Raw genomic sequence first — 25,269 nt, forward strand, 5'->3', positions numbered from 1 at the left:
AAACATATAAGATGGCTCCATGCCGGACAAGAGCCACACTCCGAGGCAGCCGACCGCACAGGAGATCACCGAGCTGATCGGATTCCTGCCGCTGGTCGCGAACTTCTTCGACAAGGCGCGCACGGATATGCCGGCCGAATACCTCGAATCCTTCACCGCACACCGGCTCACCCCCCGCCACGGCGCGGTATGCGTCCAGCTGGTGGCCGAGGAAGCGATCAGCGTCGGCGAATTGGCCGGGCGGATGGGGCTGGCACTGTCCACGGTCAGCGAATTGGTGGGCGATCTCGACCGCGCCGAATGGGTACAACGCCGACCGGACCCGGCAAACCGGCGGCGCACGCTGGTATCCCTGCTGCCGCCCCGCCGCGCGCATGTCGAAGATTTCGTCGCCCGGCGCGCGGAGCCGCTGCTGGCGGCCATGTCCACCCTCACCGCCGAACAGCGGTCGGGGTTCCAGGCGGGGCTGCAGGCCTGGGCGCACGAGATCCGGAACTGGCGCACCGATCCCACACCCACGTCGCGCTAGCTACTCGATCGCAAAATCGAAATCCCGGGCTCGGAGATCGGCGAACTCCCGGACCGATCCGACGGGTATTCAGGGCTGTGACGGCGGTCTATTCTGGTATCCGCATGAGCATGACTCCCACAGCCCAGGAGGACGAAGCGCATGACAACCATGGAAATGCCGCACGTCAGCGAATGCACAGTGAACGACTGTTCCTACAACAATCACGACGGCTGCCACGCCTACGCCATCAATGTCTCCGGCGAGAACGGCAGCGCCGATTGCGCGACGTTCATCCCGTTGGCGGTCAAAGGTGGACTGGATACGGTCACCAGCATGGTCGGGGCCTGCCAGCGCGCGGACTGCGCGCACAACACCGACCTGGAATGCACCGCCGGTGAGATCAGGGTCGGCCCGGGCCGCGGAGATCACGCGGCGCGCTGCATGACCTACAGCCCCAGCTGAACTATTCGCAGCACGGTGCGGGAGGTCGCCTATCCCGCACCGTGCTGGGCGCGGGCTGTTCCGCACCGCGACGCCTGCGGAGTCGACACATCGACGACAGCGGTTGTAGTGAAGCCGCCGGGCCATATCGGTCTCCCACGCCACCGGCCCGACCCCGCCAGACCGCAGTGCAATAGATCAGAGCCCTTGCGGACCTTCCGAGCGCAGATCGTCGACCTTCCGCATCGCCGTGCGCAACTCCTCGAGCCACGGCTCGGTGTGCTCGCCCACCAGCCGCACCGCCCACGCCAAAGCGTCGGCCCTGGACCGCGCAACCCCGGCGTCGACCAGCGTGTCGAGCACTTTGCGCTCCGGTTGCCGCAGCCGGGTCATCACCGGAACCGCCAAGTGGGTGAACAGGCTTCGCTGTCCGTCGATCGATACGCCCCACGCGACACTGCGCCGATAACGCTGCTGCGCCTCGTCCGCGATCTGCATCCGCGCCGACCGGGTGGACTCGCGGAACCGGGCAACCGCACCCTCCTTGGTCGCCTCCGGAATAGGGCGGCCGGATTCCTCGCCCGCCGCCTCGTCCGGTTGTGGTAGCGGTAGTTCGCCGATCACCACGATCTCGTCGCGGTCGATCTCGATCACCGGTGGGCCGGTGAACCACTCGGCGGGCAAGCGGCCCGCGAACCAATCCGCGATATCGCCGGTTTCGGGCAGATCCGCCTGCTGCCATCCGCCCGGCCGGCCGAATCCACGCCCCCGGTGTCCGTGCCTCATGGGATCACCTTCTCGCTTGTACGATTACTTGATTACAAGATTACGCCGTAATCGGTACAACCGGCTCCGCTCAGCGCGAACGTTGATCAAGGGAGGTCCGCGGGGCATCTCCGATCCACACATTGCGGATGGTTCCGCCTTCCGCGTGTCTGCTCCGGATGGTTCGGACAGCTCCGTATTCTGCGGCTGACCAGGCAGTACCCGCCTCACGAAGCGAGGACTCATGGCATCCGGACCGGCCTGTGGAACCACCGGCGCGACGCATCGCAGAAGGATCGGCGCCCACCGCCGGAAAACACCGGGACACACGAGGTGAGGGGCGGATCCTGACCGGGTCGGCGGTCCCGGCACCGATGCTGGCCGTGGCGGGCCAGGCGCCGGATACCCCGGAATGGGCGGTGGAAATGAAATGGGACGGCGTGCGTGCGATCGTGATCTGCCGCGACCGGTCCTGCCGGCTCTACAGCCGCAACCGCCGCGAGATCACCGGCTCGTACCCGGAACTAACGGCCGCCCTGACTGCCGGTGCCGGCAACCGTGAGCTGGTTCTCGACGGTGAGATCATCGCGCAGACACCGGCCGGTGCACCGTCGTTCGCGCTGCTGCAACGCCGGATGCACGTCGCGCGACCGGGCGGTGCACTCGTGCGGGAAGTGCCGGTTCAGCTGTTCCTCTTCGATGTGCTCGTCGACGACGGCGAAACCGTCACGGGAGAGCCGTATCTGCGGCGCCGCGAGCGGCTCGAACGACTCGGATTCGCCACCGCACCGGTTCTGACTCCGCCGTACTGGGTAGATGTCGACGCGGAACAGATGATGGCCGCGGCCCAGGAGAACCATCTCGAGGGCATCGTGTCCAAACGGACCGATTCCGTGTACCGGCCCGGCCGGCGCTCCCCGGATTGGATCAAGACCCCGTTCCGCCGGACCACCGAGGCCGTCGTCGCGGGCTGGACCTCGGGCAGCGGGTCGGTCTCCGGATCGTTCGGATCGCTGATCCTCGGTGCCCACGATCCGGCGGGCAACCTGGTCCACATCGGCAACGTCGGCACCGGTTTCACCTTCGCCGACCGCCGTTCGCTGCGGGCCCGGCTGGACGAACTCGCCCGCACCGGACCCCTGTTCCCGCTGACTTCGACACGGGGCAGGCCGGGGACCCCGCACTGGGTGGAGCCGGTTCTCGTGGGCGATGTCGAATACCGCGAATACACCGGAGAAGGGCTGCGTCACCCCAGCTGGCGTGGTCTACGTACCGATAAATCGACCGATGAGGTAGTCGTCCCGGAGTGAACGAGCGGTCCCGGATAAATTATTCGCCGAACCTATTTCGTGAGGGTCGGATCGCCCCACACCCCGTTGCCGAGTTGGGTGCAACTCGACGAAGCACCGTCGAGAAGGGTGAAGGTGATCGTCAGATTCTCCACACCGGCCACCGGGATTTCCACCTTCGGCGGTACGCCCACACCGATATTTCCGGATGTGAAAACCGATTTGCCGTCGGCGACCACCGAGAACTGCAGGGCCGATTCCGTATTACCCCCGTCGGCCACGCCGATCACCGAAGAGAACCGCGACCATTCCCGGTTGAGGTCGTAGGTGTGGCTGACCTCGGTGCTGCAGCCACTGAACTGCTGGTAGATCGCGTGCGGATAAGCAACACCGTTGACGGTGATCGACCCGGTGTAGGCGGTGGTGCCGACCGGGGCGAGTTCGGCGAGGAACTGCTGGGCGGCACCGGTGGTCGTGGCGGGCGGCACCGGCGCCGGCACAGCAGCCGAACTTTCCGTCGTGGTGGTGGCGGGGAGCGCGGAATCGGAATCGGCTTCCCCGGAACCCGGACCGACCATGAGCGTCACGACCAAACCCACGATCGCCAGCGTCACACCGAGCCCTGAGACAAGCATCACTCGTTGGACAGGGTCACCGGCGCGGGCGCCCGGCGCCGTTGGCGCCGGCGAGGGGGGACTCTGTGTTTGCCCGCGGGTGGGATCGGTGGGATTGGACACGCGCACACTCTTCTTCGATCAACTCGCCGGAACCCGGATGGGCGCCGCAGCAGAGATATACCACGCTCGCCAGGCGTAGGGAATCGGAGCGCTCGGGTCGGTGGTGACGACGCACTCAGCGTAATACCGCCCACCTGGTTCGGTAGGCCGGAAACGCGAAAGATTCGGCGTACTTTGATAATTCACGCATACAGGACCAGACCATTCCGGGTTACCGGCCGGCGAACCGGCAAAGCCGGCCGACTGTGCGCCGATTCACGAATACCGGAAACCACTCACCCGTGCTGTAGGGTGACTGCTGTACCTGCGCCGATGAGTAATGCATGTACAGCCGTCGCGGGATACTTGCTTTTCGCGTCGGACCCGCGACCCCGCCACCTCGTGTAGGCACGGACATCGGTCCGATCGGACGTCGCGGTATCACCTCCGATGCCGAAAGGCGCACTATATTCATGCCTGTCCACACTGCTGTCACGCAGACTTTCGCCGATCTCGGCGTATCCACCGGAATCGTCGACGAACTCGCGGCCGCGGGAATCACCACAGCGTTCCCCATCCAGGCCGCCACCCTGCCCGACAGTCTCGCCGGCCGCGATGTATTGGGCCGCGGTAAGACCGGTAGTGGTAAAACTCTGGCTTTCGCGATCCCGATGGTCGACCGGCTCGCCGGCACCAAGCGGGTACCCGGCCGCCCGGCCGGGCTGATCCTGGCTCCCACCCGGGAACTCGCCACCCAGATCGCCGCCACCATCACCCCGCTGGCGCAGCTGCGCGGACTGCGGGTGACCACCGTATTCGGTGGTGTCCCGGTGAATCGCCAGATCAAGGCCTTCAAACAAGGTGTCGATATCGTCGTCGCCTGCCCGGGCCGGCTCGAGGATCTGATGAAACAGCGGGCGGTCGCGCTGGACGCGGTGCAGATCACCGTGCTCGACGAGGCCGACCATATGGCCGATCTCGGCTTCCTGCCCGGCGTCACGCGCATCCTCGCGGCCACCCCCGCCGGTGGTCAGCGCCTGTTGTTCTCGGCCACCCTGGACAACGGCGTCGGGAAACTGGTCGACCGGTTCATGCGCGCACCCGTCACCCATTCGGTCGACGAAGCCGGTGACCCGCCGCCCAAAATGGAGCATCACGTTTTCGAACTCGAGGGCGCCGCGGCGAAGAAGCACATCGTCCGGATGCTGGCCAACGGTAGCGGTCGCCGCATCCTGTTCATGCGCACCAAACACCACGCCCGGCGACTGGCCGGCGAACTGTCCCGCGCCGGTATTCCCGCTGTCGACCTGCACGGAAACCTGTCGCAGCCCGCCCGCGACCGCAACCTCGCCGCATTCGCCGCCGGCACGGCCCGGGTGATGGTCGCGACCGATATCGCGGCCCGCGGTATCCACGTCGACGAACTCGAACTGGTGGTCCACGTCGACCCGCCCGCCGAACACAAGGCCTACCTGCACCGGTCCGGGCGCACCGCGCGCGCCGGCACCGAGGGCACCGTGGTCACGCTGGTACTGCCCGAACAACGCAAGGATGTCGCGGCGCTGCTGCGCAAGGCCGGGATCACGGTGAAACCGCGCGCGGTGACCGTCGATTCGCCGATCCTCGCCGAACTCTCCGACGGTGCGGCCGCCGCGCTGCAACTCCCCACGGAGCCGCCTCAGGCCGACCGCTCGCGCCCCGAGAACAAACCTGCCCGCAACGGTCGGCGTGGCGCGCGCGGTGCACGCACATCGGCGAACGGCCGCGCGGATACGACCGGCGCGGCCGCCGGCACCGGACGGCGGACCCGCCCGGACGCACCGGGTAAACGCTCCGGCCACAGCGACCGCTCCGGTGCGGCCGAACACGCCGGAGCACGCGGTTCCAGCAGCCGGCGCGGAGCGTCCGCGGGACGCGCCGGCAAGCGAGTCGCGTCCGGCCACGAGGCTCCCGCAGCACCCGCACGCAAGCAAGCAGCCGGCACGAACCGGGCCACATATACAAGCACCACGAACGACGCCGATCCGACACGGGCCCGTGGCTCGCGCCGTCCCCGCCGGGCCACCCGCCCGGCCGGCTGATCCACCCAGCCCGAACTCCTCGGGCAGACTGCCACTCCCTCGAGCGACAACAGCACGCTCGAGGGAGTGCGGCTTATCGGGCCCAACTACGCCCGGCCGGCCGATCAGCTCGCCGACCGGATCGCGGTCCAGCACGACTGCCCGATGGTCGCCGACGGGAACTCCGGCCGATCTCGCGCCTCGATCCCGGCGCGTTTCGCGGGCCGGCGGCCGGGTACTTCGCCGGGCGACGTAACTGCCGTACGGCGAAGTGTCCGCACGGCAGCAGGTTCTCCCGACGATCGGAGCTGCGATGCCCGCCGAACCGAGTGTGCGTATCCCGATCCCGATCGAGGACGTGTTCGCCGTCCTTGCCGACGGCTGGCTGTATGCGCTGTGGGTTGTCGGCGCCACGCATATCCGGAAGGTCGATACCGGATGGCCGGCGGTCGGCACCCGGATCCACCACAGCGTCGGCGGGTGGCCGCTGGCGCGCAGCGACACCACCACGGTGAGCGCGGTGGATCCGCCGCATCATCTCGAGCTGGAGGCCCGGCTGTGGCCGGCCGGAGCGGCCCATATCTCACTCGACCTCGTCGCGCTCGGACCCGACAGTACCGAGGTCAGGATGGCCGAACGCGTCTCGCAGGGGCCCGGACGGCTGCTCCCCGGCGCGGTCCAGGATCTGGCACTGATCCCCCGCAATCGCGAATCGCTCCAGCGTCTCGCGGCCCTGGCCGCCGGTCGCTCCCCCACCGGCCCCGGTTGACTTCATCCGCCGGTTTCGACTGAATACCTCGTGCGCCGCGGTCGGCCCCCTGCACTCGCACCTGCGAGGGCCGACGAGGACCGGCGGATGATTTATCCGGCCCCGGTAGTGCTGGAGCGCTGCGGACGCTGGTCCTGGTGGGTCGGTCGCCCGGGCCGGAAATTCGGGCGGCGAGGGTCGAGTGGGGCACTGGGGCCGGGCGGGCCGGTCCGCATTCTGCTCGCCAGCTCTCGACAGGCCGTGACCGCGTCGGTTTCCGGCTGCCAGCCCAGTTCGCGGGCGGCCCGGCGGGCGTCGGCCAGGCAGGCGCGGTCGGCCAGTTCGAGCCAGGCCGGATGCAGTGGTTGCAGACCCATTCGCCGGCTCCAGCCGGCTCCGGTGGTCAGTATCGCCCGCGGTACCGGCGCGCGGAACCCACCGAACAGTGCGGCCAGGGCCGGGGCGGGGAGGACGGGTTCGGCGGCGAGGTTGTAGGCGCCCGCGGCGCGGTCCCGGAGGATCGCCCGGATCGCCGAGGCCACGTCGGTGGCGTGTACCAGTTGCAGCCGCAGGTCCTTCCACAGCGGTACCGGTAGCATCCGGCGGCCGATCACCGACCGCGGCAGCCATGGGCTGAGCAGCCAATCCCCCAGTTCGGCGGCCGAATCGCCCTGCACGATGCCACACGGCCGGATCCGCGCGACCCGGATGCCGGGCTGCTGCTGTTCGAATTCGTCGAGTCGCGTTTCCAGGGCGGCTTTTCCGACGCTGTAGGCGCTGCGGGCCAGGCCGGTCCGCGGATGGCTTTCGTCGACCCGGGTCCAACGCTCCGCCGGGGTGTACGCGGCCACCGAGGACGCGCACACCACCTGCATGACCCCGGCCGCTGCCGCCGCGTGCAACACATGTTCGGTACCGATCGCGTTGGTGCGGTTCATCGGCGGGTCGGTGCGATGCGGTTGGATCGCCCAGGCCAGATGGACCACGGCGCGCGCCCCGGCGAACGCATCGGTGAGCACGGGTACGGCCGAGAGGTCGCCGATATCGCAGTCGATCCACCGCACCCCGGTATACGGTTCCCGGTCAGGCGGCCGGCGTCGGGCGATACCGGTCAGCTCCCAGTGCTCGATGCCGGGTGAACGCAGCAGCGCGGTTCCCACGCTGCCGCTGGCGCCCGTGACGACGACCTTCATCGGTCCGGTCTTCCGGCACCCCCAGCGCATGCGACCCGCCTCCGCATACCTCCGCAGAATGGGCGCCGCGTTACTTGCCTCGGCTTCATACGACCCGGTTACCCGGGGCCCCGGTGCGAAACATCGCCGGCGCGGCCCGGGGTCGCGCTCCTCCGCATACCGGGCACGGACCGCGGTGTCGTCTCCCGACCGTGCCGCGGAAACGCTGCGGTGTGCCCCAGGTGAGCCGTCGGGCGCCTCGAAGTGTTCGATGCTGCCGCAGCGGTGATCCGCCGAACCGATCCGCCGAGCTATGCGTATACATATACTGGGTCCATGCTCGATCCTCTCAGCCTTGCCGTCGGCGCCGGCCTTCTCGCAGTCGGCTGGGCCGGCGGCCGGTTCGGATCACGGCGCCGGGCGGGATCGGCCCGCACACTCACCGCCCGCTGTGGTTGCGGCCATGATCTGGCCCTGCACGACCGCGCCGACGGGACCTGTCATGCCGAGTCCTCCCGCCGCGGCACCCACGGTCTGCGTGAATGGGTGAAATGCAATTGCCGCCGCTACACCGGGCCCACACCGCTCGAGGATGTGTTCAGCTCACCGATTCTTCCGCCGGAATCCTGAACCGGCCGAACACATTCCACCTCCCGGCGCCACCATTCTCGAATTCGGGACGGGGCGGCCGGATGCGCGGACCGGCGTCGCGGTCACACGTTCACCGATTCGGGCAGTCGCCGAAACGGATCGTGCCCGTCTCCGCAACTCGCGAAGACGGGCACGTAGGCACCGCAGATCAGTGCGCGAGCACCGGTTCCCCCTCGGCCGGAGCGGGCAGGGTGGACGGTAGCAGCATTGCCAGCACGACCGCGCCGATCACGAAAACACCTGCCGCCCAAGCGAAGCTGGTGGTGTAGCTTTCGATGGCCGACTGGGCGACGGTGATCTGGCTCGGTGTCCGCCCGGCGAGGTAGTCACCGGCCGCCGAGGCCGCGATGGTGCTCAGCAGCGCCGTACCGATCGACCCACCGACCTGCTGGCTGGTATTGATCATCGCGGAGGCGACACCGGCGTCGTCATGCTGCACCCCGGCCGTGGCGCTCTGGAACGCCGTCGACATGGCGGCGCCGAGGCCGAGGCCGAGCAGCACCAGGCTGGGTAGGATATGGGTGGCGTAACCGGTATCGAGGCCGATCTGCGTCAGCCACGCCATTCCGAGTGCGGCGATCGCGAACCCACCGCTGACGGCCACCTTCGGGCCGATCTTCGGCAGCAGCAGCGACGGTGTCGTGGTGGACGAGGCGATCATTCCGGCGACCATCGGCAGGAATGCCACACCGGTCATGATCGGTGAATACCCCAGCGTGAGCTGCATGTAGTAGGTCAGGAACAGGAAGATCGCGAACATGCCGATACCCATGACGAATACCGCGAGATAGGCGCCGCCTCGAGTGCGGTCGAGCACGATACGCAGCGGCAGCAGTGGATGCGCCACCCGCATTTCGAGCCAGACGAACAGTGCGAGCAGGGCCGCGCCGCCGACGAGGAACGCAAGCGTCACCGAATCGGTCCAGCCTTCGCTCTCGGCGTGGGAGAAGCCGTAGACGATCGCGAACAGGGCCGCGGTGACGACGACCGTGCCGGGGATATCGAGTTTGGGCCGGGTGCCGGCGGCGTGCCGGGCCAGCAGCAGTACCGCGCCGACCAGTGCGACCGCGGCGAAGATCAGGTTCACGAACATCACCCACCGCCACGACGCCCATTCGGTGAGCGCACCACCGAGCAGCAGCCCGATGGCTCCGCCGGTTCCGGCGACGGCGCCGAAGATACCGAAGGCCTTCGCCCGTTCGGACGGTTCGGTGAAGGTGACGGTGAGCAGTGACAGCGCCGCCGGCGCGAGCAGTGCGCCGAAAACACCCTGGCCGACGCGTGCCGCGACCAGCATCTCGAAGTTGGCGGCCGCACCGCCGACGGCGGAGGCCACCGAGAACCCGATCAGCCCGATGACGAAGGTGTTGCGCCGGCCGAACAGGTCGCTGAGCCGGCCGCCGAGCAGTAGCAGGCTGCCGAAGGCCAGGGCGTAGCCGGTGATCACCCATTGACGGCTTGCATCGTCGAAGCCGAGGTCACGCTGGGCCTCGGGCAGCGCGATGTTCACCACGGTCGCGTCGAGCACGACCATGAGCTGGGCGACGCCGAGAACGGCGAGAACCCACCATCGCAGCGCGTGCGATCCGCGCCTGCCGGACGGTTTTTCCTGCGCGGATGGCCCGCGTTCGAACGTGGTAGTCATCTCGCCCCTAGAAAGAGTGATTAAATGGAGGATGCGTCTCCGCTTATCTGAACGCTAACACAATAACGGAGATCACGCCTCCACTTAATCCCGCCGTTGATAGACTGCGGCTGTGAAACCCGCCACGACCTTGCGCACCCGGCGCCTGCGCGCCGATGCCGTCCGCAATCAGCAACGCATCGTCGAGGCCGCCCGCGAACTGTTCGCCGACCGCGGACTCGAGATCACCCTCGACGATGTCGCCGAACGTGCGGGCGTGGGAGTGGGCACCGTCTACCGCCGATTCGCCAACAAAACCGAACTCATCTCCGAGGTCTTCGAACACCACCTCGGCGAATTCGCCGACGCCGCCGAGGCGAGCGTGCACCACCCCGACCCCTGGCTCGGCCTCGTCCAGTTCGTCGAATACGCCTGCCGCCACCTCGCGATCAACCGCGGGTTCAGCGAGGTGATCCTCGAACTCGACCTCGATACCGAACGCTTCCACCGCATCCGCGACCGGATCAAACCGGCGGTCGCCGCCATCGTCGAACGCGCACGGGCCGCGGGCGCACTGCAACCCGATATCGAACCGTCGGATCTCTTCGCGATGATCCATATGGTCGACGGGCTCGCCGAATTCGCCAAACCGATCAATTCCGACATCTGGCGCCGCTATATGGCCATCACGCTCAACGGTATTCGCGCCGACAGCATCGCACGCCAGGAATTACCGGTCCGCGCCCTCACCGACGACGAGGTCGACCAGGCCAAGACCGCGCGCACGGCCCCCTGCGCCGGCCGCCGCCGCTGACCGGTCCACCTTCGCCGGTGACGGCTACTCGGCGTCGAGATCATCGAGCAATTCGACTGCGGCACGCGCGTATTCACCGATCCACCGATCGTAGATGCGCTTGATCGGCATCGGCGCCAGAGCGAGGTGACGTTCGCGCCCCACCTTGCGGCCGGTCACCAGCCCGGCCCGCTCCAGCACCCGCAGATGCTGCAGCACCGTCGTGCGGTCCAGTTCAGGAAAGAGCTCGCACAATCCACCCGTGGTGCGCGGCGCTGCCTTGAGCGCGTCGAGCATCGCCCGCCTGGTCGCCGACCCCAGTGCTTTGAACACCAGATCATCGGGGTCCTTGTCATCAACCGCAGACATGTTGTAAATTTATCACATGTCTGAGCTGAAAGAACTCTCCTTCACCGTGTCCGGCCGCGTGGCCAAGTCCTGCGCCGAGGTCTACGAGGCGGTCGCCGATCCCGAACAGCTGTCGAAGTACTTCACCACCGGAGGGGCCCGCGGCCGGCTCACCCCGGGATCGGAGGTGACCTGGGATTTCCACGATTTCCCGGGCGCATTTCCGGTGCGGGTGCTGAAGGCCGACCCGCCGCGCACGATCGTCATCCAGTGGGACGGCGAGGCAACCACGGACGAGGCCGGCGCCACCACCACAACCTTCGAATTCGAGCCGATCGACAACGACACCCGGACCCTGGTAACCATTACCGAATCGTCGTGGCGCCCGACCGAAGCCGGCGCGAAGAACGCCTTCGGCAACTGCGAGGGGTGGACCGGCATGCTGGCCGCACTCAAGGTCTGGGTCGAGCACGGCATCAACCTGCGCGAGGGTTTCTACAAATAAGCCCGGCGCGAAGGCGACTACGACCACCCCGGTCTACCACGGAGGTTCGCGGGCGTACCGGCCGAGCAGGGCGGGTCGTCGGGCGGCGACACGTTCCTCGACGAACTCACCGGGCGTGATCAGCAATTACCTTCTGAGCCATACCGTTCGAACGTCGGATACGGCCGTTCGTCACCGGCGGGGACTACCATCCAGCAGATGTCGTTGCCGAGTGATATGCCCGCGTTCAACAGGTCCGTAGTGGACAATTTCCGCGCCAACGGCGGGGAGATCACGATGGAGGGAATGCTGAAAGGAGCCGACCTCGTCCTGTTGACCACGGTCGGCAGGCGCAGCGGGCGGCAACATATCGTGCCGCTCGCCTATCTGACCGACGGTGACGACCGAGTAGTGCTGTGGGCGTCCAATATGGCCGCGGCCGAGCATCCGGCGTGGTATCGGAATCTGGCCGCCAACCCGCAGGTCATCGTCGAACGCCCCACCTCCGCGGGGATCGACCTGTTCACCGGTACCACGCACACCGCCGGCGGGACCGAACGCGAGCGGCTCTTCGACATGCTTTCGGAGCAATTCCCGCATATGGCCGCGCATCAGCAGCAGACCGAGCGGGAAATCCCCCTCGTGGTGGTGGAACGGGTATCCGGGCTGACCGGATAGGTCGCCCACCGGCATACCCCCGCTCGGTGCGTCGTCCCACCATCGATCCCCGGCTCGAGTAGCGTATTTCCCGTCCTCGTGCTGGGAGGGAACGCCGTGAATCCGGTGCTCGCATTGCTGCTCGGGCTGGCGGCTCTGGTGGTGGGCGCCGAACTCGTGGTGCGCGAGGGGTCGGCCATCGCGGCCCGGTTCGGTATCAGCCCCCTCGTGGTGGGCATGACGATCGTGTCCCTGGGCACCAGCCTTCCCGAGCTGGCGGTCGGCCTCAACGCCGCCCGGCACGGGAATGCCGGTCTGGCCGTGGGCAATATCGTCGGGACCAATGTGGTCAATATCCTGCTGATCCTCGGTCTCAGCGCGCTCATCCGGCCGATCACGTTCGAGAACCGGACGCTGCGCATCGACCTACCCGCCATGATCGGGGCGGCGGTACTGCTGTTCGTGCTTGCCCGCGACGGCGGCCTGACCACCCGCGACGGGGTGTGGTTATGCCTCTACGGCGCCGCGTATCTGCTGCTGATGACGGTGCTCGCCCGCAGCGATGCACAGCGGACGAGCAGCACGGCCGGCGATTCCCGAGCTGCCGACGGTCCGGGAAGCCCCGCCGGCCCGCCCGCCGGTGAACGTTCCGTGGCGCGCGAGGCACTGCTGCTCGTCGTCGGGCTCGCCGTGGTGGTGGCCGGTTCCGAATTCCTCGTCGACGGTGCGGTGACGATAGCTCGCAACCTCGGGGTCACCGACGCCGTGATCGGCCTGACCATCGTGGCCGTCGGCACCTCGGCACCGGAACTGGTCACCACCCTGGTCTCCACTGTGCGCGGCAACCGGGATATCGCTCTGGGCAATCTGCTCGGCTCCAGCGTGTTCAATATCGCGCTGATCCTCGGGCCCACTGTCCTGGTGGCGCCCGGCTCGGTGCCGGTACCCGACGATGTGCTGGCGCTGGACCTGGTCCTCATGGTGGCCGCGGCGCTCGTATGCCTCCCGGTTTTCCGCACCGGCCGGAGACTGAACCGGTGGGAGGGCGCGGCGTTCGTCGCGACCTACCTCGCGTACATGGCCTGGTTGTTGACGACCAGGCTGTGAACCGCCCGGGGGGACGATTCGACTCGACGACGCGGGGGCAATCATGTAGCCCATGAACAGCAGTGACGTCGCGCGTCTCGTCCAGGAGGTGCTTCGCACCGTCACCCACGGTGAACCGGACGTCACCGCATTGGCGGGCTCGCTGACCGAGCTCGGCCTGGAGGCCGGCGCGAGCGGCGACATCGTGGACCGGGTACGCCGCGACCGCGCCGAGGTCGCGCGCCTGCGCCGCCGCGAACAGGAGCTCACCGCACTGTTCTCCAGTGCCCGCGACCTGGCCGAGGTCCGCGATATCGATGCGCTGCTGGCCAGGTTGGTGGCGCGCGCCCACGAGATGATGGGCACCGATGTGACCTACCTGTCGGAATTCGACCCCACCACCCGCGACCTGCACGTCCGAAAGACGATGGGCGCGGTGACCCCACAGTTCCGGGACCTGCACGTCCCCGCCGGGACGGGGCTGGCGAGCCGGATCGCCGATACCCGGTCGGCGCAGTGGGTACCCCGCTACAGCGAGTACGTGGAGGGGCCCCACGAGCACACCATCGACGATGCCGTCTTCGCCGAAGGGATCGTTTCGATCCTCGGTGTGCCGATGCTGTCCGACGGCACCGTGCTCGGCGTCCTCTTCGCCGCGACTCGGCAGGAACACCGGTTCACTCCCGAAGAGATCGCGCTGCTCTCGGCGCTGGCCGACCATGCCTCGGTGGTGCTGCAGACCGCGAATATCCTCGCGCAACTCCGGGAATCGCAAGACCGCACCCGCGGTGCCCTGGAGAAGCTGACCGCGCATCTGGAAGCCCGGGACCGGTCGAGCGCGGTGCACCAGGAACTCGTCCACGCCGTGCTGTCCGGCGGCGGTTTCACGCAGGTCGCCCGTACCTTGGCCGCGGCGCTGGACCGGCGGGTGACCATCGTCGACGCCGAATCCTTTTCGATCGCCACCTCCGCGGCTGCCGGCAACGAGCACGTCGCGGTGAGTCTGTCGCCGGATGTGCGGGCCGCGATCTCGGTGAGCCGGTCGAGCGGGCACTGCCGCACGGTCGAGAACAACAGGTCGGTCGAGGCGGTGGCCGCCGTCACCGCCGGTGAACTGTATTTCGGCGCGCTGCTGCTCACGCCCGGCAGTGTGGAGCTGGGCCCGGTGGAGCGGCGCACGATCGAGCGGGCGGCCCAGGTCGCGGCGCTGCTGGCCCTGCAACAGCGGGCGGTCACCGACGCCTACCGCCGTGAGCGCGGCGAACTCATCGCCGATCTGCTGGATTCGTCGCCGGAAAGGCGGCGCGATATGGACAAGCGGATGCGTAACCACCGCCTGACCTCATCCGATCTGAGAACGCTGCATATCGTCGAGGTGCCGCCGGACCGGCGGGCTCGCGCCGAACGCGCCGCCGCCGGATTTCTCGGCGACAGCGGGTTGGTGGGCGAGTATGCGGCCACCGTCGCCGTGATCGGATCGGCCGCCGATCCGATAGCCTTCGCGAACGACCTCCGCACCCATCTCATCGGCGCGCTCGGAGCTCCGGTCCTCCTCGTGACCCCGCCGCGGGCCGCCACACCCGACGAGCTGCCGCGCCTGTTCCGTACCGCGCAGCAGACCGTGCGCCTGCTGGCGGGGCTGGGGGTCGACAACGGCGCCGTGGCCACCGACGCCTACGCCCCGTACACGGTCCTGTTCGGTACGAACCCGGAGGCCCTGCACTCGTTTCTCGATCTCACCATCGGCCCGGTCGTCGACTACGACGCCCGGCACGGCACCGATCTGCTCGCCACCCTGCGTACTTTCGTCCGGCACGAGGCGAGCCCGACGAAAACCGCACGAGCGCTGAACTATCACCCCAACACCATCCTGCAGCGTCTCGACCGCCTCAAAGCCCTGCTCGGTGCGGATTGGCGCCAGGACGAACATCTGTTCCGTATCTCGCTCGCCACTCGGCTGGACGAGTTGCGTTCGGTATCCCGGCAATGACGGCCGAATGGGCGGTCAACACACCGAACAAGCGATTTCATGTGCTCTTGCCACATGTCGCCGGTTACAGCGTGGTCGTAGCGTCGGATCCGGCAGATTTTCCCCGGGGCCGCGGATACCGCATCCCCGCGATATGGAGGGCGCAGTGACCGTCAACAGCAGAATTCCCGGCTTCAAGGACTTGTCCGTCGAGCAGCGCCGCTCGGTGGTTTCCGAACGGACCGGGGTTGCTGTCGCGGACCTGGACGTCCTCGACCCCGCCCGCGGCCTGGACACCGGACATGCCGATCACATGATCGAGAACGTGATCGGTGTGCTGGGTGTCCCGGTCGGCATCGCCACCAACTTCCGGGTCAACGGCCGCGACTACCTGGTCCCTATGGCGACGGAGGAGCCGTCGGTCGTCGCCGCGGCGAGCAATGCCGCGCGGATGGCTCGCGACCTGGGCGGATTCTTCACCTCGGATACCGGTCCGGTGATGCAGGCGCAGATCCAGTTGCTCGACCTCCCCGACCCCGAGGCCGCGCGGCTACGCATCCTGGAACAACGTCCGGCCGTCGTGGACCTCGCGAACGAACAGGATCCGACGCTGGTCCGGTTCGGCGGCGGCGCCCGGGATCTGCACGTACGTCTGGTCCCGACCCGGACCGGCACCCATGTCGTGGCGCATCTGGTGGTCGATGTGCGCGATGCGATGGGGGCCAATGCGGTCAACACCATGGCCGAAGCCGTCGCACCCCGGCTCGCGGAAATCGCCGGGGGCCGGCCGCTGCTCCGCATTCTCACCAATATGGCCGATCGGCGGATCGTGCGGGCCCGCGCAGTGTTCGACCGCGATCTGCTGGGCGGGCCGCAGGTCGTCGACGATATCGTGCACGCCTCGGCGCTCGCCGAGGCCGACCCGTACCGGGCCGCCACACACAACAAAGGCATTATGAACGGCATCACCGCCGCGGTGCTGGCCACCGGTAACGACACCCGCGCCGTCGAGGCGGGCTGCCACTCCCACGCCGTCGGCCCCGACGGCCGGTACACGGCGCTGTCGCGTTTCGAGAAAACCGCCGACGGGCATCTGTCCGGAACCCTCGAAGTGCCGATGGCGGTCGGCCTGGTGGGCGGCGCCACCAAGGCGCATCCGGTGGCGCAGGCAGCGATCAAAATACTCGGGGTGGCGACGGCCGGCGAGCTCGCCGAGGTCGTGGTCGCGGTGGGGCTGGCCCAGAACCTCGCCGCCTGCCGTGCCCTGGCCGCCGAAGGTATCCAGCGCGGGCATATGAGCCTGCACGCCCGGACCGTCGCGGTGACCGCCGGCGCGGAGGCCGCGGAGCTCGACGTCGTCGTCACGCAACTCATCCGGGACAAGAACATCCGGGTCGAGCACGCCGAGAAGGTGCTCGCGGAGCTGCGGGGCCGGAGCTGAGATGAGCTCGGATCTCACAACAGTCCGGCGGCCGATGCCGCACGCGCACCCGCGGCCGGGTATGCCGGCCGCGGTCCGGGTCTACGAAGTCGGTCCCCGCGACGGCCTCCAAGCCGAGGCCACCGTGGTACCGACGGCGGACAAGGCCGAATTCTGCCGGCGTCTCGTCGCCGCCGGTGTTTCGGCCGTCGAGCTCACGAGTTTCGTGTCACCGCGCTGGATTCCGCAGCTCTCCGATGCCGAAGACCTGCTGGCCGGCCTCGATCTGCCCGGCGATATCCGCCAGGTGGTCCTGGCCCCGAACCGCCGCGGGCTCGATCGGGCACTGGCCGCCGGCGCCACCGAACTCGCCGTATTCGTCAGCGCGACCGAGACCTTCGCGGAGAAGAACCTCAACACCACGGTCCGCGGCGCCCTCGAATCCGCACGCCCCGTCGTGTCCGGCGCCGCAGCGCACGGGCTCGCCACCCGCGCGTACATCTCGATGTGCTTCGGAGATCCGTGGGAGGGCGCCGTCGACACGTGTGCCGTCGCCGATATCGCCGAACACCTCTTCGATATGGGGGTGGGCTCGATCTCGCTGGGCGACACCATCGGTGTCGCCACACCCGGACACGTCCACGACCTCCTGGAGACCCTGTCCGCACGCGGGACCCACCCCGAGACCCTGGCGATGCATTTCCACGACACCTACGGCCAGGCGCTCGCGAACGTCTACGCCGCCCTGACCGCCGGCGTCACCGAGTTCGACAGTGCGGCCGGCGGCCTGGGCCGCTGCCCCTATGCCGCCGGAGCCACCGGAAACCTCGCGACCGAGGATCTGGTGTGGATGCTGCACGGACTAGGTATCGCCACCGGTATCGACCTGGACGCGCTGGTCGCGACCTCCCGCTGGATGTCCACCGTCCTCGGCCGCCCCAGCCCTTCGCGAGTGGTCCGCGCACTCGCCGCCTCGACTTCCTGACCAGCCCGACCCCTCGACGCCGACGGAGTACCCATGCCCACCGAACCCGCGCCGCCAGTGCCGGCGGCACCGGCCGACCCACCCGCCACCGCACCGGCGGCCCCGGGCGGCGAACACCCGCAGTACCTGGAGGTGTGGGGTGACACCGTCGTCGGTCGCCATCTGGCCTTCTCCGTGGTCATCGGCATCGGGGTGAGCCTGGCCGCGCTTCTGCTGTCCGACTGGGCATTCTCCTCGTTCGTGGCGAACGAATCGCTGGCCGACGCCTACGCCCTGCTGGTGGGTATCGCCGGCTGTGTGGTGGCCGGGGTGATCTGCGGGCGGCTGTTCCGGCCGAAACGGATCGTGGTCACCGACGCGTCCGAAGACGCGGCCGTCGGCGAGGTCATCGCCACGTTGCAGGAAGAACGGCAGGGCCTGGGATCGCTGGACGATCTGCCCGACCACACCCGGCGTGAACTGGACGACCTCGGGCTGCGCCCGCGGTTCGCCGCGGCCGAACGCGAGAACACCGGGGTCACGTCATGAGTGCGATCCTCACCAGCGATATCGCGCTGGCCGTCATCCTCGCCGTGATCGGCGCGATCGTCTTCTCGCTGATCGGAATGGTGTCGGGGACCGACGAAACCGCGACCATCGCCCCGCTGACCTTGCTGGTCATCCTGCTCGGCGCGCCCCCCGCGGCGGTGTTCACGTTCTTCCTCGCCGGGGCCGTGGCCAAACATATGACGCATGCGGCGCCGACCACGCTGCTCGGGATACCCGGGGACACGATGGCGGTTCCGCTCATGCGCGAAGCGCGGATGCTGCGCGCGCTGGGCGTACCGCATATCGCACTCCGCAAAGCGATCTCCGCGGCCGTGATCGCCGCCGTGATCGCCGTCCCGGCCGCGGTCCTGTTCGCCACGCTGCTGGCCCCGGTCGCCGACCATGTCCAGTCCGCCGCGCCGTGGTTGTTCCTGCTGGCCGCGATCGGTATCGCCTATGCGTCGCCCGGGAAATGGGCGGGCGTGCTCGCGCTCGTACCGTTCGTCGTCCTCATCCTGGGTCTCAAACAGCTCACCGAGTCCTACGATGTCGCACTCAATATCAGTTATTTCCTCGGTATCGCCGTCGGACCGCTGATCGCCGACCTCTTCTTGTCACTGGGCCCGCAGGGACGTGCCGAGATGGCGCGCAAGGAGCCGGCGACAGTATGGCTCGCTCCCGATGTCAAGACATGGAAGGGGTACTTCCCCAATCCGTTCCGGATCCTCGACCGCGGGCAGACCGGCTATGTCGCGGCCACCGCCACGGTGTCCAGCGCGACGTTCGTATTCAGTCCGGTCGCCATGACGGTACTGATGGGCGAAGTGGTCGCCACCAGGGTCAAACACGGGTACCGCCGGCTCACCTCGGTGATTGCCGCGCGCAACGGCACCACCGAATCGACCTATATCGCCGAAGCGCTCATCCCGCTCATCGCTTTCGGGCTGCCGTTGAGCCCGGTCGCCGCCGGACCCGCCGCGCCGCTGTTCAACGCCCCACCGGTTTTCACCACCGACGACGGCAACGGCAATATCGACAATCTGTCGACCGCGCTCACCAATACCGAATTCCTCTTCTACGGGCTCGCCGCCGTCGCGGTGGCGGTGCTCATCGCCTACCCGTTCGCGATGAACTTCGCCCACCGGGCCGCCAGTATCGTCGTGCGCTACGTGAGCCACGAGGCCATCATCGCCGCGTTCGCCGGACTGGTCGTGGTGATCAGTGTCTGGGAGGGCGGGATACTCGGCCTCGCCGTGACACTCACGGTCGGCCTGGTCGGCGGGCTGCTGTGCCGGTTCTTCAAGATCCACGCCGGAGTGTTGTTCATGGGTTACTACGTGGCGGTCCTGACCATCCCCGCGGTGCTCGCGCTCTGAGACACCGCCCGTACCGAAGCACGGCGTGTACCGGCCCTTCCCGGGGCGGTACACGCCGTTGCTGTGTCGACCGGTGCGTGCTCGATCAGTACGGGCGTTGCCGAAGACTGTGCCACCGTTTCCACAGGTTGGGAACGGACACCGGCGGTTCGCGGCGATCGAGCTGCGGGGCACACAGAATCTCCACAATTGGCGCCTGTTCTCTCCACATGGGGTGGCTAGGCTCCCCGATCATGGAACAGAAGGCACCGGCAGGGGGAGCGACGGCGCGGCGGATTCTGGTGGTGGACGACGAGCTCACCATCGCCGAATCCGTGGCGGCGCGGTTGCGGGCCGAAGGGTTCACGGTGGAGTTGGCCCACGACGGGCCCGCCGCGGTCGCCGCGGCGCGCATATTCGAACCCGATCTCGTGGTACTCGACATCATGCTGCCCGGTTTCGACGGATTGGAAGTCTGCCGGCGGATCCAGGCCGAACGGCCGGTGCCGGTGCTGATGCTCACCGCACGCACCGACGAAACCGACCAGCTCATCGGTCTCGGCGTCGGCGCCGACGACTACCTCACCAAACCGTTCTCCCTGCGGGTACTCACCGCCCGGGTACACGCCCTGCTGCGGCGGGTCGAACGCGCCGCGGGACAGAACGCCGCGATCACCGTGGTCGGGGATCTGCGGATCGACGCCGATCAGCGGCGGGTCTGGCGTGGCGGAGTCGAAGCGCAGCTGACGCCGCTGGAATTCGATCTGCTGGCCCGGCTGGCGCAACGCCCCCGCGCGGTGCTGGCCCGCGAACGGCTCCTCGAGGAGGTCTGGGATTGGGCCGATGCCGCGGGCACCCGCGCGGTCGACAGTCATATCAAGGCGTTGCGCCGCAAACTCGGCGCCGACCTGATCCGCACCGTCCACGGTGTCGGCTACGCCCTGGAGAGCAGATGAGCGGACCCACGCGCACCCCTTCCGCGGACCGGGGCGGGGTCCTGGGCGGGGTGAGGCGGGCCTCGGACCGGGTAGCGGCGGTGCTGCCGCGGCCGCTGGACCGGATCCGCTCCATCAAACTCAAACTGGCCGTCCTGATGTTGTTCGCGGGCGGACTCGCCTTCGGCTACTTCCGCCTGCAGATCGGCTGGCTGCCACCGATGACCACGCTGGCGGCGATGGTGATCGCGCTGGTGTCCTCCCAGTTCCTGGCCCACGGCATCACCATGCCGCTACGGGAGATGACCGCGGCCGCGCAGCGGATGGCGCGCGGCGATTACACGAGCCGGGTACGCGCCTCTTCGCGCGACGAAGTGGGCCAGCTGGCCGCGGCGTTCAACCGGATGGCCGACGATCTGGCCGCCGCCGACCAGCAGCGCCGCGACCTCATCGCGAATGTCTCGCACGAATTGCGTACCCCGATCACCGCGCTGAGCGCCGTCCTGGAGAACCTCGTGGACGGGGTATCGCAACCCGATCCGAAAACACTCGAAACGGCTCTCGCCCAGACCGAGCGGCTCGGGCGGCTGGTCTCCGAACTGCTCGATATATCGAGTATCGAAGCGGGTGCCGTCCCGCTCGACCGCGGCGTATTCGCCATCGCACCGCTTTTCGCGGAGGTGGTGGCCGAGGTGGAGGTCATGACGGCGGCATCGGGTCGCGGAATCCGCTTCCGCAGCGCAGCCGAACCGGAGGCCGCGACCGTCTACGCCGACCGCGCCCGCCTGCACCAGGTGCTGCTGAACCTCCTGGACAACGCCGCCCGGCACGGTCCGGCCGGCGGTGAGGTCCGGCTGCGCGCCCACACCGCGGGCGGTGACCTCGTCATCGACATCGAAGACGACGGCCCCGGCATACCACCCGCCCAGCGCGAGCGGATCTTCGATCGTTTCACCCGCGGCGGCCGCACCGACGGCGGTGGCACCGGGCTCGGACTCGCCATCGCCCGCTGGGTGATCGATCTGCATCGCGGCTCCATCGCCGTGACCGGCCCCGGCTCCCGGATCCGCGTGATCCTCCCGGCCACCGAACCACCCGACCACTGACCGATCCATCTGCACAGCCCGGCCGCCGATCGGCCCCGGGGCGATAACGCACACCTTCAGGAGGGACTCCATGCCCAGAAGATCCACACCGAACGACAACGACCCGAAACAGACCAGCCCGGCGACGTCGGCGGAACCGGCCGAGCCCGAACACACGCCGGCAACCGCGAACTCAGCGATGCCCGGGATCGCGGGGACGACCGAGAACATCGGTTCGACGGCTTCCGCCGAACCGGCCGACCCGTCGAGATCAGCCGCGCCGGCGGGGACAACCGATCCGTCGCTACCCACCGATCCCGCGGCAACGGCCGACCTGCTGACGCCGGCCGACGCGACCGGAACAACCGACACGGCGACATCAACAGAACCCCCAGCAACCACCGCCCCGCCCAAGCCCGACGACTCGACAGGAACGACCGACCGCGGGAAACCGACCGAGACCCCGGCAACCACCGCCCCGCCCAAGCCCGACGACTCGTCGGGAACAACCGACCGCGCGAGACCGACCGAGACCCCGGCGTCAACCGGCCCGGCCACACCAACAGAACTCCCAGCAACGGCCGACCCCGTGAAACCCGACGACTCGACAGCAGCGACCGACAACGCGAAACCGATACCGGCAGCAGCAACAAGCAACCCGTTGGGATCGGCCGGGTCGACCGTGTCTGCGGATTCGGCCAGTTCGGCCGACACGCTCGTGACGACCGGGACAACCGAAACATCAGGTGCCGCAGCCGAAGAAGCGGCCGGTACCGCTGCCCCGGCCAGCGCTCGACGTCACGCGGCCGGGGCAGGAAATCCGGCCGCGCCGGCATACGGTTCACCGGTTGCGGTCGCCGATATTGCGAAACACCCCGCCGAAAACGGATGTGCCGCGGATCCGGCATCCGATCCCACAGTCCGAGGTCCCGGCAACCGGGCACCACTGCAACCGCCCAGCGCACTGGGTGCACCGGGATACCCGAGGCCATCGGCAGTCACAGCACGCCGCCACTTGATCGCGTACCCGGCGGGTGTGCTGCCCGCGGCGGCCGTCACGGGTTTGGTCGCCGCGGCGACCGTTCCGCTCGATCGCCCCGGAATCGGCTGGCTGCTCACGGGTTCAACGGCGGCGGCCGCAGTCGGTGTGGTCCATCACCGGGCACGCCGGACCGCGGGAGCGGCGCACGCACAGGCGCCGAACCGGGAACGGCTGTGGTGGGCGATCGCGGCCCTGGCGTTGCTGGCGGTCGGTACTTTCCGGGCCGCGGGGTGGTTGTTCGTTCTGTGTGTGGCGGCCGCGGCCGTGGCCGGGTCGCTCGCGGTGGTGGGCCGGCGGTCGGAACGCGGGATATTCCGGGATGCGCTGGCTGTTCCGCTGGCCTCGATCGGGGCCGTCGCCTGGGTGTACAACGCGCTGGGTAAACGGCCCGGCGGCGCGGGTGCGCGTAATCGCCGGCTCGGTGTGTCCGCCGCGGTCACGGTGGCGCTGCTTGCGGTGTTCGTCCCGCTGCTGGCCGGCGCCGACGCCACGTTCGCCGCGCTGGTCGACGGTCTGGTGCCGCGAATGGACGGCGATACCCTGACTCGCTGGGTCCTGGTGTTCGTCTGGGCAGGTATCGGAACTCTGGGCGCCCTGTACCTGCTTGCCGGCCCCCCGCTCCCGGCCGACGGTCAGCCGAAGGCCGCGAAACGGACACTGGCACGGCTGGAGTGGGGTCTGCCGGTCGGTGCCCTGACGGCCGTGTTCGCGCTGTTCCTCGGTGCACAACTGGTGGCCCTGTTCGGTGGCGACGACTATGTGCAGCGCACCGCGGGCCTCACCTACGCCGAATATGCCCGGAGCGGTTTCTGGCAGCTCTCCGCGGTCACCGTGCTCACGCTCGCCGTCATCCTGCCCGTCCTGCACCGGGCCGCCCGCGACACCGCCGTGGACCGGCTGTGGTTGCGCGGCCTGTTGTGCGCGATCAGCGGGCTCACTCTGGTGATGATCGCCTCCGCGCTCGGACGGATGTGGACCTACCAGCAGGCGTACGGATTCACCGTGCTGCGGCTGCTGGTCGGCACCTGCGAACTCTGGCTGGGCATCGTCTACGTGCTGGTGATCATTGCCGTCCTGCGCCTGGAAACCGCGTGGCTGCCGCGCAGTGCCATCGCGACGGGGACGGCCGCCCTGCTGGCGCTGGCCGCACTTAATCCCGAGGGCCTGGTCGCCACCGAGAACATCGACCGCTGGGAGCGCGGCGAGGATCTCGATATCGGCTACCTGGCCGGCCTGTCGGTCGATATCGTCCCCGCCCTCGACCGCCTGCCCGTCCCGATGCGCAACGATCTCCTCGATAGGCTCGACGATCAGCTCGACGACGACACCTGGAACAGCTGGAACCTGGCCCGCACCCGAGCCCGCTGAGCCCGCTGCAATCCGATCGCCTCCGATGCCACAGCCGCCCGGGCTCCTGCTGCGGCAAGGTCTCCCAGGACTCGACCGTGCCGGGTCACCGCTGCGGCAACCCGAACGTCGAAGGTGGCCGCGACGAACACGTCAGGTGTAGGCCAGGGCGGTGGTCAGTGCGACGTGGACGGCGGTACCCGTCAGGATGCTGAGGACGGCGTTGTGGCGCCACAGGTGCAGGGCAAGGGTGACGGCGAGGGCGGGGCCGGTGATCCACAGTTGGGTGGGGGCGCTATCGCGCAGGGTGTACGCGGCCAAGATGACCATGACACCGACCGGCATATGGCGACCCAGATAGTCGACGATACGGCTGGCGCGCAGCGGGGCGAGCACCGCGAACGGCAGGGCGCGCAGCGACCAGGTGATCACCGAGCACAGTGCCGTGGCGGCGATCAGATAGCCGGTATCAGGCATCGGCGGTCTCCTTCGCGGTGAATGCCCGGCGGACGAGCAGGGCCGCCAGGAACAGCCCCAGCGCGACCGGCAACATCTGCCCGGGCAGCAGAACCCGGGCGGTCAGGGCGCAGAGCAGGGCGAGCACCGGCACCGGTACATCCCGATCGGCGCGGTAGCCGTCCACGGCCAGGACGACGAACAGCGCGGTCAAGGCGAAATCGAGGCCCTCGAGCTGGACCGGTATCAGCGCCGCGCCCGCGGCACCGACGGTCGCTCCGGCCACCCAATACCCCTGGCACAGGACTTGTAGCCACAGGATGCGGCGGCCGCTCCACTGTTGGGCGGCCGGGCCGGTGGTGAGTGCGTAGGCCTCATCGGTGAGAGCGAAGGTCGCATACCCTTTGCCCCACCGGCCACGGATCCGGTGCAGCGGGAACGACAGCGCGTAGAAGACGTGGCGGAAATTGACCAGGAACGCGGCCAACGCCACCTGCGCCAACGGTGTGGCGGCGGTGACCAGCCCGATCAGCAGGAATTCGAGCGATCCGGCGTAGACGATCCCGGCGAACACCGGGGCCCACCACCAGGCCAGGTGGCTGTGCACCACCAGGACCCCGAGCGCGAGCCCGAGCGGAAACAACGCGAGACCGACCGAGCTGGTGTCCACCAGCGCCGACCGCAGGTCCGAGCGCGGCGTGACCGGAGCCGGAGTGCCGGATATCGCTGTCGGTGCCGAAGTGCTGTTCACCAGGTCATTTTATGTTTCTTTCGGCGTAATATGGTTTCCTCATCTGACCGG

The 25,269-nt window shown here is 68.4% G+C and carries 25 protein-coding genes; 18 read left to right on the forward strand and 7 right to left on the reverse strand.

What is annotated here, in order from left to right; translation table 11 throughout:
- Positions 1-19 precede the first annotated feature (19 nt).
- Positions 20-529: a MarR family winged helix-turn-helix transcriptional regulator gene (locus QH196_RS27885; protein WP_280418816.1), complete on the forward strand. Its 510-nt coding sequence runs from the start codon at positions 20-22 to the stop codon at positions 527-529.
- A gap of 141 nt (positions 530-670) precedes the next feature.
- Positions 671-973: a DUF1540 domain-containing protein gene (locus QH196_RS27890; protein WP_280418817.1), complete on the forward strand. Its 303-nt coding sequence runs from the start codon at positions 671-673 to the stop codon at positions 971-973.
- 177 nt (positions 974-1,150) lie between these two features.
- On the opposite strand, the gene QH196_RS27895 is transcribed toward QH196_RS27890, so the two are convergent.
- A complete protein-coding gene (locus QH196_RS27895) occupies positions 1,151-1,738 on the reverse strand; it encodes a hypothetical protein (protein WP_280418818.1) in 588 nt (195 codons plus the stop codon).
- A 353-nt stretch (positions 1,739-2,091) separates the two neighbouring features.
- Here QH196_RS27895 and ligD point away from each other — a divergent pair, with 353 nt between their 5' ends.
- Positions 2,092-3,027, forward strand: a complete 936-nt coding sequence (gene ligD, locus QH196_RS27900) for a non-homologous end-joining DNA ligase (RefSeq protein ID WP_280418819.1) — start codon at positions 2,092-2,094, stop codon at positions 3,025-3,027.
- Between the two features lie 32 nt (positions 3,028-3,059).
- Here the strand turns inward: ligD and QH196_RS27905 are convergent, their stop codons facing one another.
- Positions 3,060-3,641 carry an NPCBM/NEW2 domain-containing protein gene (locus QH196_RS27905; RefSeq protein WP_280418820.1) on the reverse strand — a complete coding sequence of 194 codons (582 nt, stop codon included), beginning with the start codon at positions 3,639-3,641 and terminating at the stop codon, positions 3,060-3,062.
- A gap of 554 nt (positions 3,642-4,195) precedes the next feature.
- On the opposite strand from QH196_RS27905, the gene QH196_RS27910 reads away from it, so the two are divergent.
- Complete coding sequence (locus tag QH196_RS27910; protein ID WP_280418821.1) at positions 4,196-5,803, forward strand: DEAD/DEAH box helicase; 1,608 nt, start codon at positions 4,196-4,198, stop codon at positions 5,801-5,803.
- Between the two features lie 292 nt (positions 5,804-6,095).
- Positions 6,096-6,551, forward strand: a complete 456-nt coding sequence (locus tag QH196_RS27915; RefSeq protein WP_280418822.1) for an SRPBCC family protein — start codon at positions 6,096-6,098, stop codon at positions 6,549-6,551.
- A gap of 92 nt (positions 6,552-6,643) precedes the next feature.
- Here the strand turns inward: QH196_RS27915 and QH196_RS27920 are convergent, their stop codons facing one another.
- Positions 6,644-7,723 (reverse strand): NAD-dependent epimerase/dehydratase family protein, encoded by a 1,080-nt coding sequence (locus QH196_RS27920; protein ID WP_280418823.1) that lies wholly within the window; start codon positions 7,721-7,723, stop codon positions 6,644-6,646.
- A 315-nt stretch (positions 7,724-8,038) separates the two neighbouring features.
- Here QH196_RS27920 and QH196_RS27925 point away from each other — a divergent pair, with 315 nt between their 5' ends.
- The gene (locus QH196_RS27925) at positions 8,039-8,332 is read left to right on the forward strand and encodes a hypothetical protein (protein ID WP_280418824.1); all 294 of its coding nucleotides are present in this window, start codon (positions 8,039-8,041) and stop codon (positions 8,330-8,332) included.
- Between the two features lie 169 nt (positions 8,333-8,501).
- On the opposite strand, the gene QH196_RS27930 is transcribed toward QH196_RS27925, so the two are convergent.
- Positions 8,502-9,998 (reverse strand): MFS transporter, encoded by a 1,497-nt coding sequence (locus QH196_RS27930; RefSeq protein ID WP_280418825.1) that lies wholly within the window; start codon positions 9,996-9,998, stop codon positions 8,502-8,504.
- 112 nt (positions 9,999-10,110) lie between these two features.
- On the opposite strand from QH196_RS27930, the gene QH196_RS27935 reads away from it, so the two are divergent.
- A complete protein-coding gene (locus QH196_RS27935; RefSeq protein ID WP_280418826.1) occupies positions 10,111-10,791 on the forward strand; it encodes a TetR/AcrR family transcriptional regulator in 681 nt (226 codons plus the stop codon).
- A gap of 24 nt (positions 10,792-10,815) precedes the next feature.
- Here QH196_RS27935 and QH196_RS27940 read toward each other — a convergent pair whose 3' ends face one another.
- Entirely contained in the window at positions 10,816-11,139 is a 324-nt protein-coding gene (locus QH196_RS27940) for an ArsR/SmtB family transcription factor (protein ID WP_280418827.1), read from the reverse strand.
- A gap of 16 nt (positions 11,140-11,155) precedes the next feature.
- Here QH196_RS27940 and QH196_RS27945 point away from each other — a divergent pair, with 16 nt between their 5' ends.
- The 11 genes from QH196_RS27945 (at position 11,156) to QH196_RS27995 (ending at position 24,032) form a co-directional block, all read left to right on the forward strand.
- Positions 11,156-11,623 (forward strand): SRPBCC domain-containing protein, encoded by a 468-nt coding sequence (locus QH196_RS27945; protein ID WP_280418828.1) that lies wholly within the window; start codon positions 11,156-11,158, stop codon positions 11,621-11,623.
- Between the two features lie 198 nt (positions 11,624-11,821).
- Entirely contained in the window at positions 11,822-12,280 is a 459-nt protein-coding gene (locus QH196_RS27950; RefSeq protein WP_280418829.1) for a nitroreductase/quinone reductase family protein, read from the forward strand.
- Positions 12,281-12,376: 96 nt separating this feature from the next.
- Positions 12,377-13,366 (forward strand): calcium/sodium antiporter, encoded by a 990-nt coding sequence (locus tag QH196_RS27955; RefSeq protein WP_280418830.1) that lies wholly within the window; start codon positions 12,377-12,379, stop codon positions 13,364-13,366.
- Positions 13,367-13,418: 52 nt separating this feature from the next.
- On the forward strand, positions 13,419-15,335 hold the full coding sequence (locus QH196_RS27960; RefSeq protein WP_280418831.1) for a helix-turn-helix domain-containing protein: 1,917 nt from the start codon (positions 13,419-13,421) through the stop codon (positions 15,333-15,335).
- A 145-nt stretch (positions 15,336-15,480) separates the two neighbouring features.
- Complete coding sequence (locus QH196_RS27965; RefSeq protein ID WP_280418832.1) at positions 15,481-16,755, forward strand: hydroxymethylglutaryl-CoA reductase, degradative; 1,275 nt, start codon at positions 15,481-15,483, stop codon at positions 16,753-16,755.
- 1 nt (position 16,756) lies between these two features.
- The gene (locus QH196_RS27970) at positions 16,757-17,719 is read left to right on the forward strand and encodes a hydroxymethylglutaryl-CoA lyase (RefSeq protein ID WP_280418833.1); all 963 of its coding nucleotides are present in this window, start codon (positions 16,757-16,759) and stop codon (positions 17,717-17,719) included.
- A 33-nt stretch (positions 17,720-17,752) separates the two neighbouring features.
- The gene (locus QH196_RS27975; RefSeq protein ID WP_280418834.1) at positions 17,753-18,247 is read left to right on the forward strand and encodes a hypothetical protein; all 495 of its coding nucleotides are present in this window, start codon (positions 17,753-17,755) and stop codon (positions 18,245-18,247) included.
- Positions 18,244-19,623 carry a tripartite tricarboxylate transporter permease gene (locus tag QH196_RS27980; protein ID WP_280418835.1) on the forward strand — a complete coding sequence of 460 codons (1,380 nt, stop codon included), beginning with the start codon at positions 18,244-18,246 and terminating at the stop codon, positions 19,621-19,623. Before QH196_RS27975 ends, QH196_RS27980 begins: the two co-directional genes overlap by 4 nt.
- A 233-nt stretch (positions 19,624-19,856) precedes the next feature.
- Entirely contained in the window at positions 19,857-20,558 is a 702-nt protein-coding gene (locus QH196_RS27985) for a response regulator transcription factor (protein WP_280418836.1), read from the forward strand.
- 137 nt (positions 20,559-20,695) lie between these two features.
- Positions 20,696-21,643, forward strand: a complete 948-nt coding sequence (locus QH196_RS27990; RefSeq protein ID WP_432279568.1) for a HAMP domain-containing sensor histidine kinase — start codon at positions 20,696-20,698, stop codon at positions 21,641-21,643.
- Between the two features lie 994 nt (positions 21,644-22,637).
- A complete protein-coding gene (locus tag QH196_RS27995) occupies positions 22,638-24,032 on the forward strand; it encodes a DUF4153 domain-containing protein (protein WP_280418838.1) in 1,395 nt (464 codons plus the stop codon).
- A 132-nt stretch (positions 24,033-24,164) separates the two neighbouring features.
- Here QH196_RS27995 and QH196_RS28000 read toward each other — a convergent pair whose 3' ends face one another.
- A complete protein-coding gene (locus QH196_RS28000) occupies positions 24,165-24,488 on the reverse strand; it encodes a branched-chain amino acid transporter permease (RefSeq protein ID WP_280418839.1) in 324 nt (107 codons plus the stop codon).
- Positions 24,481-25,218 (reverse strand): AzlC family ABC transporter permease, encoded by a 738-nt coding sequence (locus tag QH196_RS28005; RefSeq protein ID WP_280418840.1) that lies wholly within the window; start codon positions 25,216-25,218, stop codon positions 24,481-24,483. Before QH196_RS28005 ends, QH196_RS28000 begins: the two co-directional genes overlap by 8 nt.
- Positions 25,219-25,269 lie beyond the last annotated feature (51 nt).

The sequence above is a fragment of the Nocardia carnea genome (genome assembly GCF_029868325.1).
GTDB classification, from domain to species: Bacteria; Actinomycetota; Actinomycetes; order Mycobacteriales; family Mycobacteriaceae; genus Nocardia; species Nocardia carnea_C.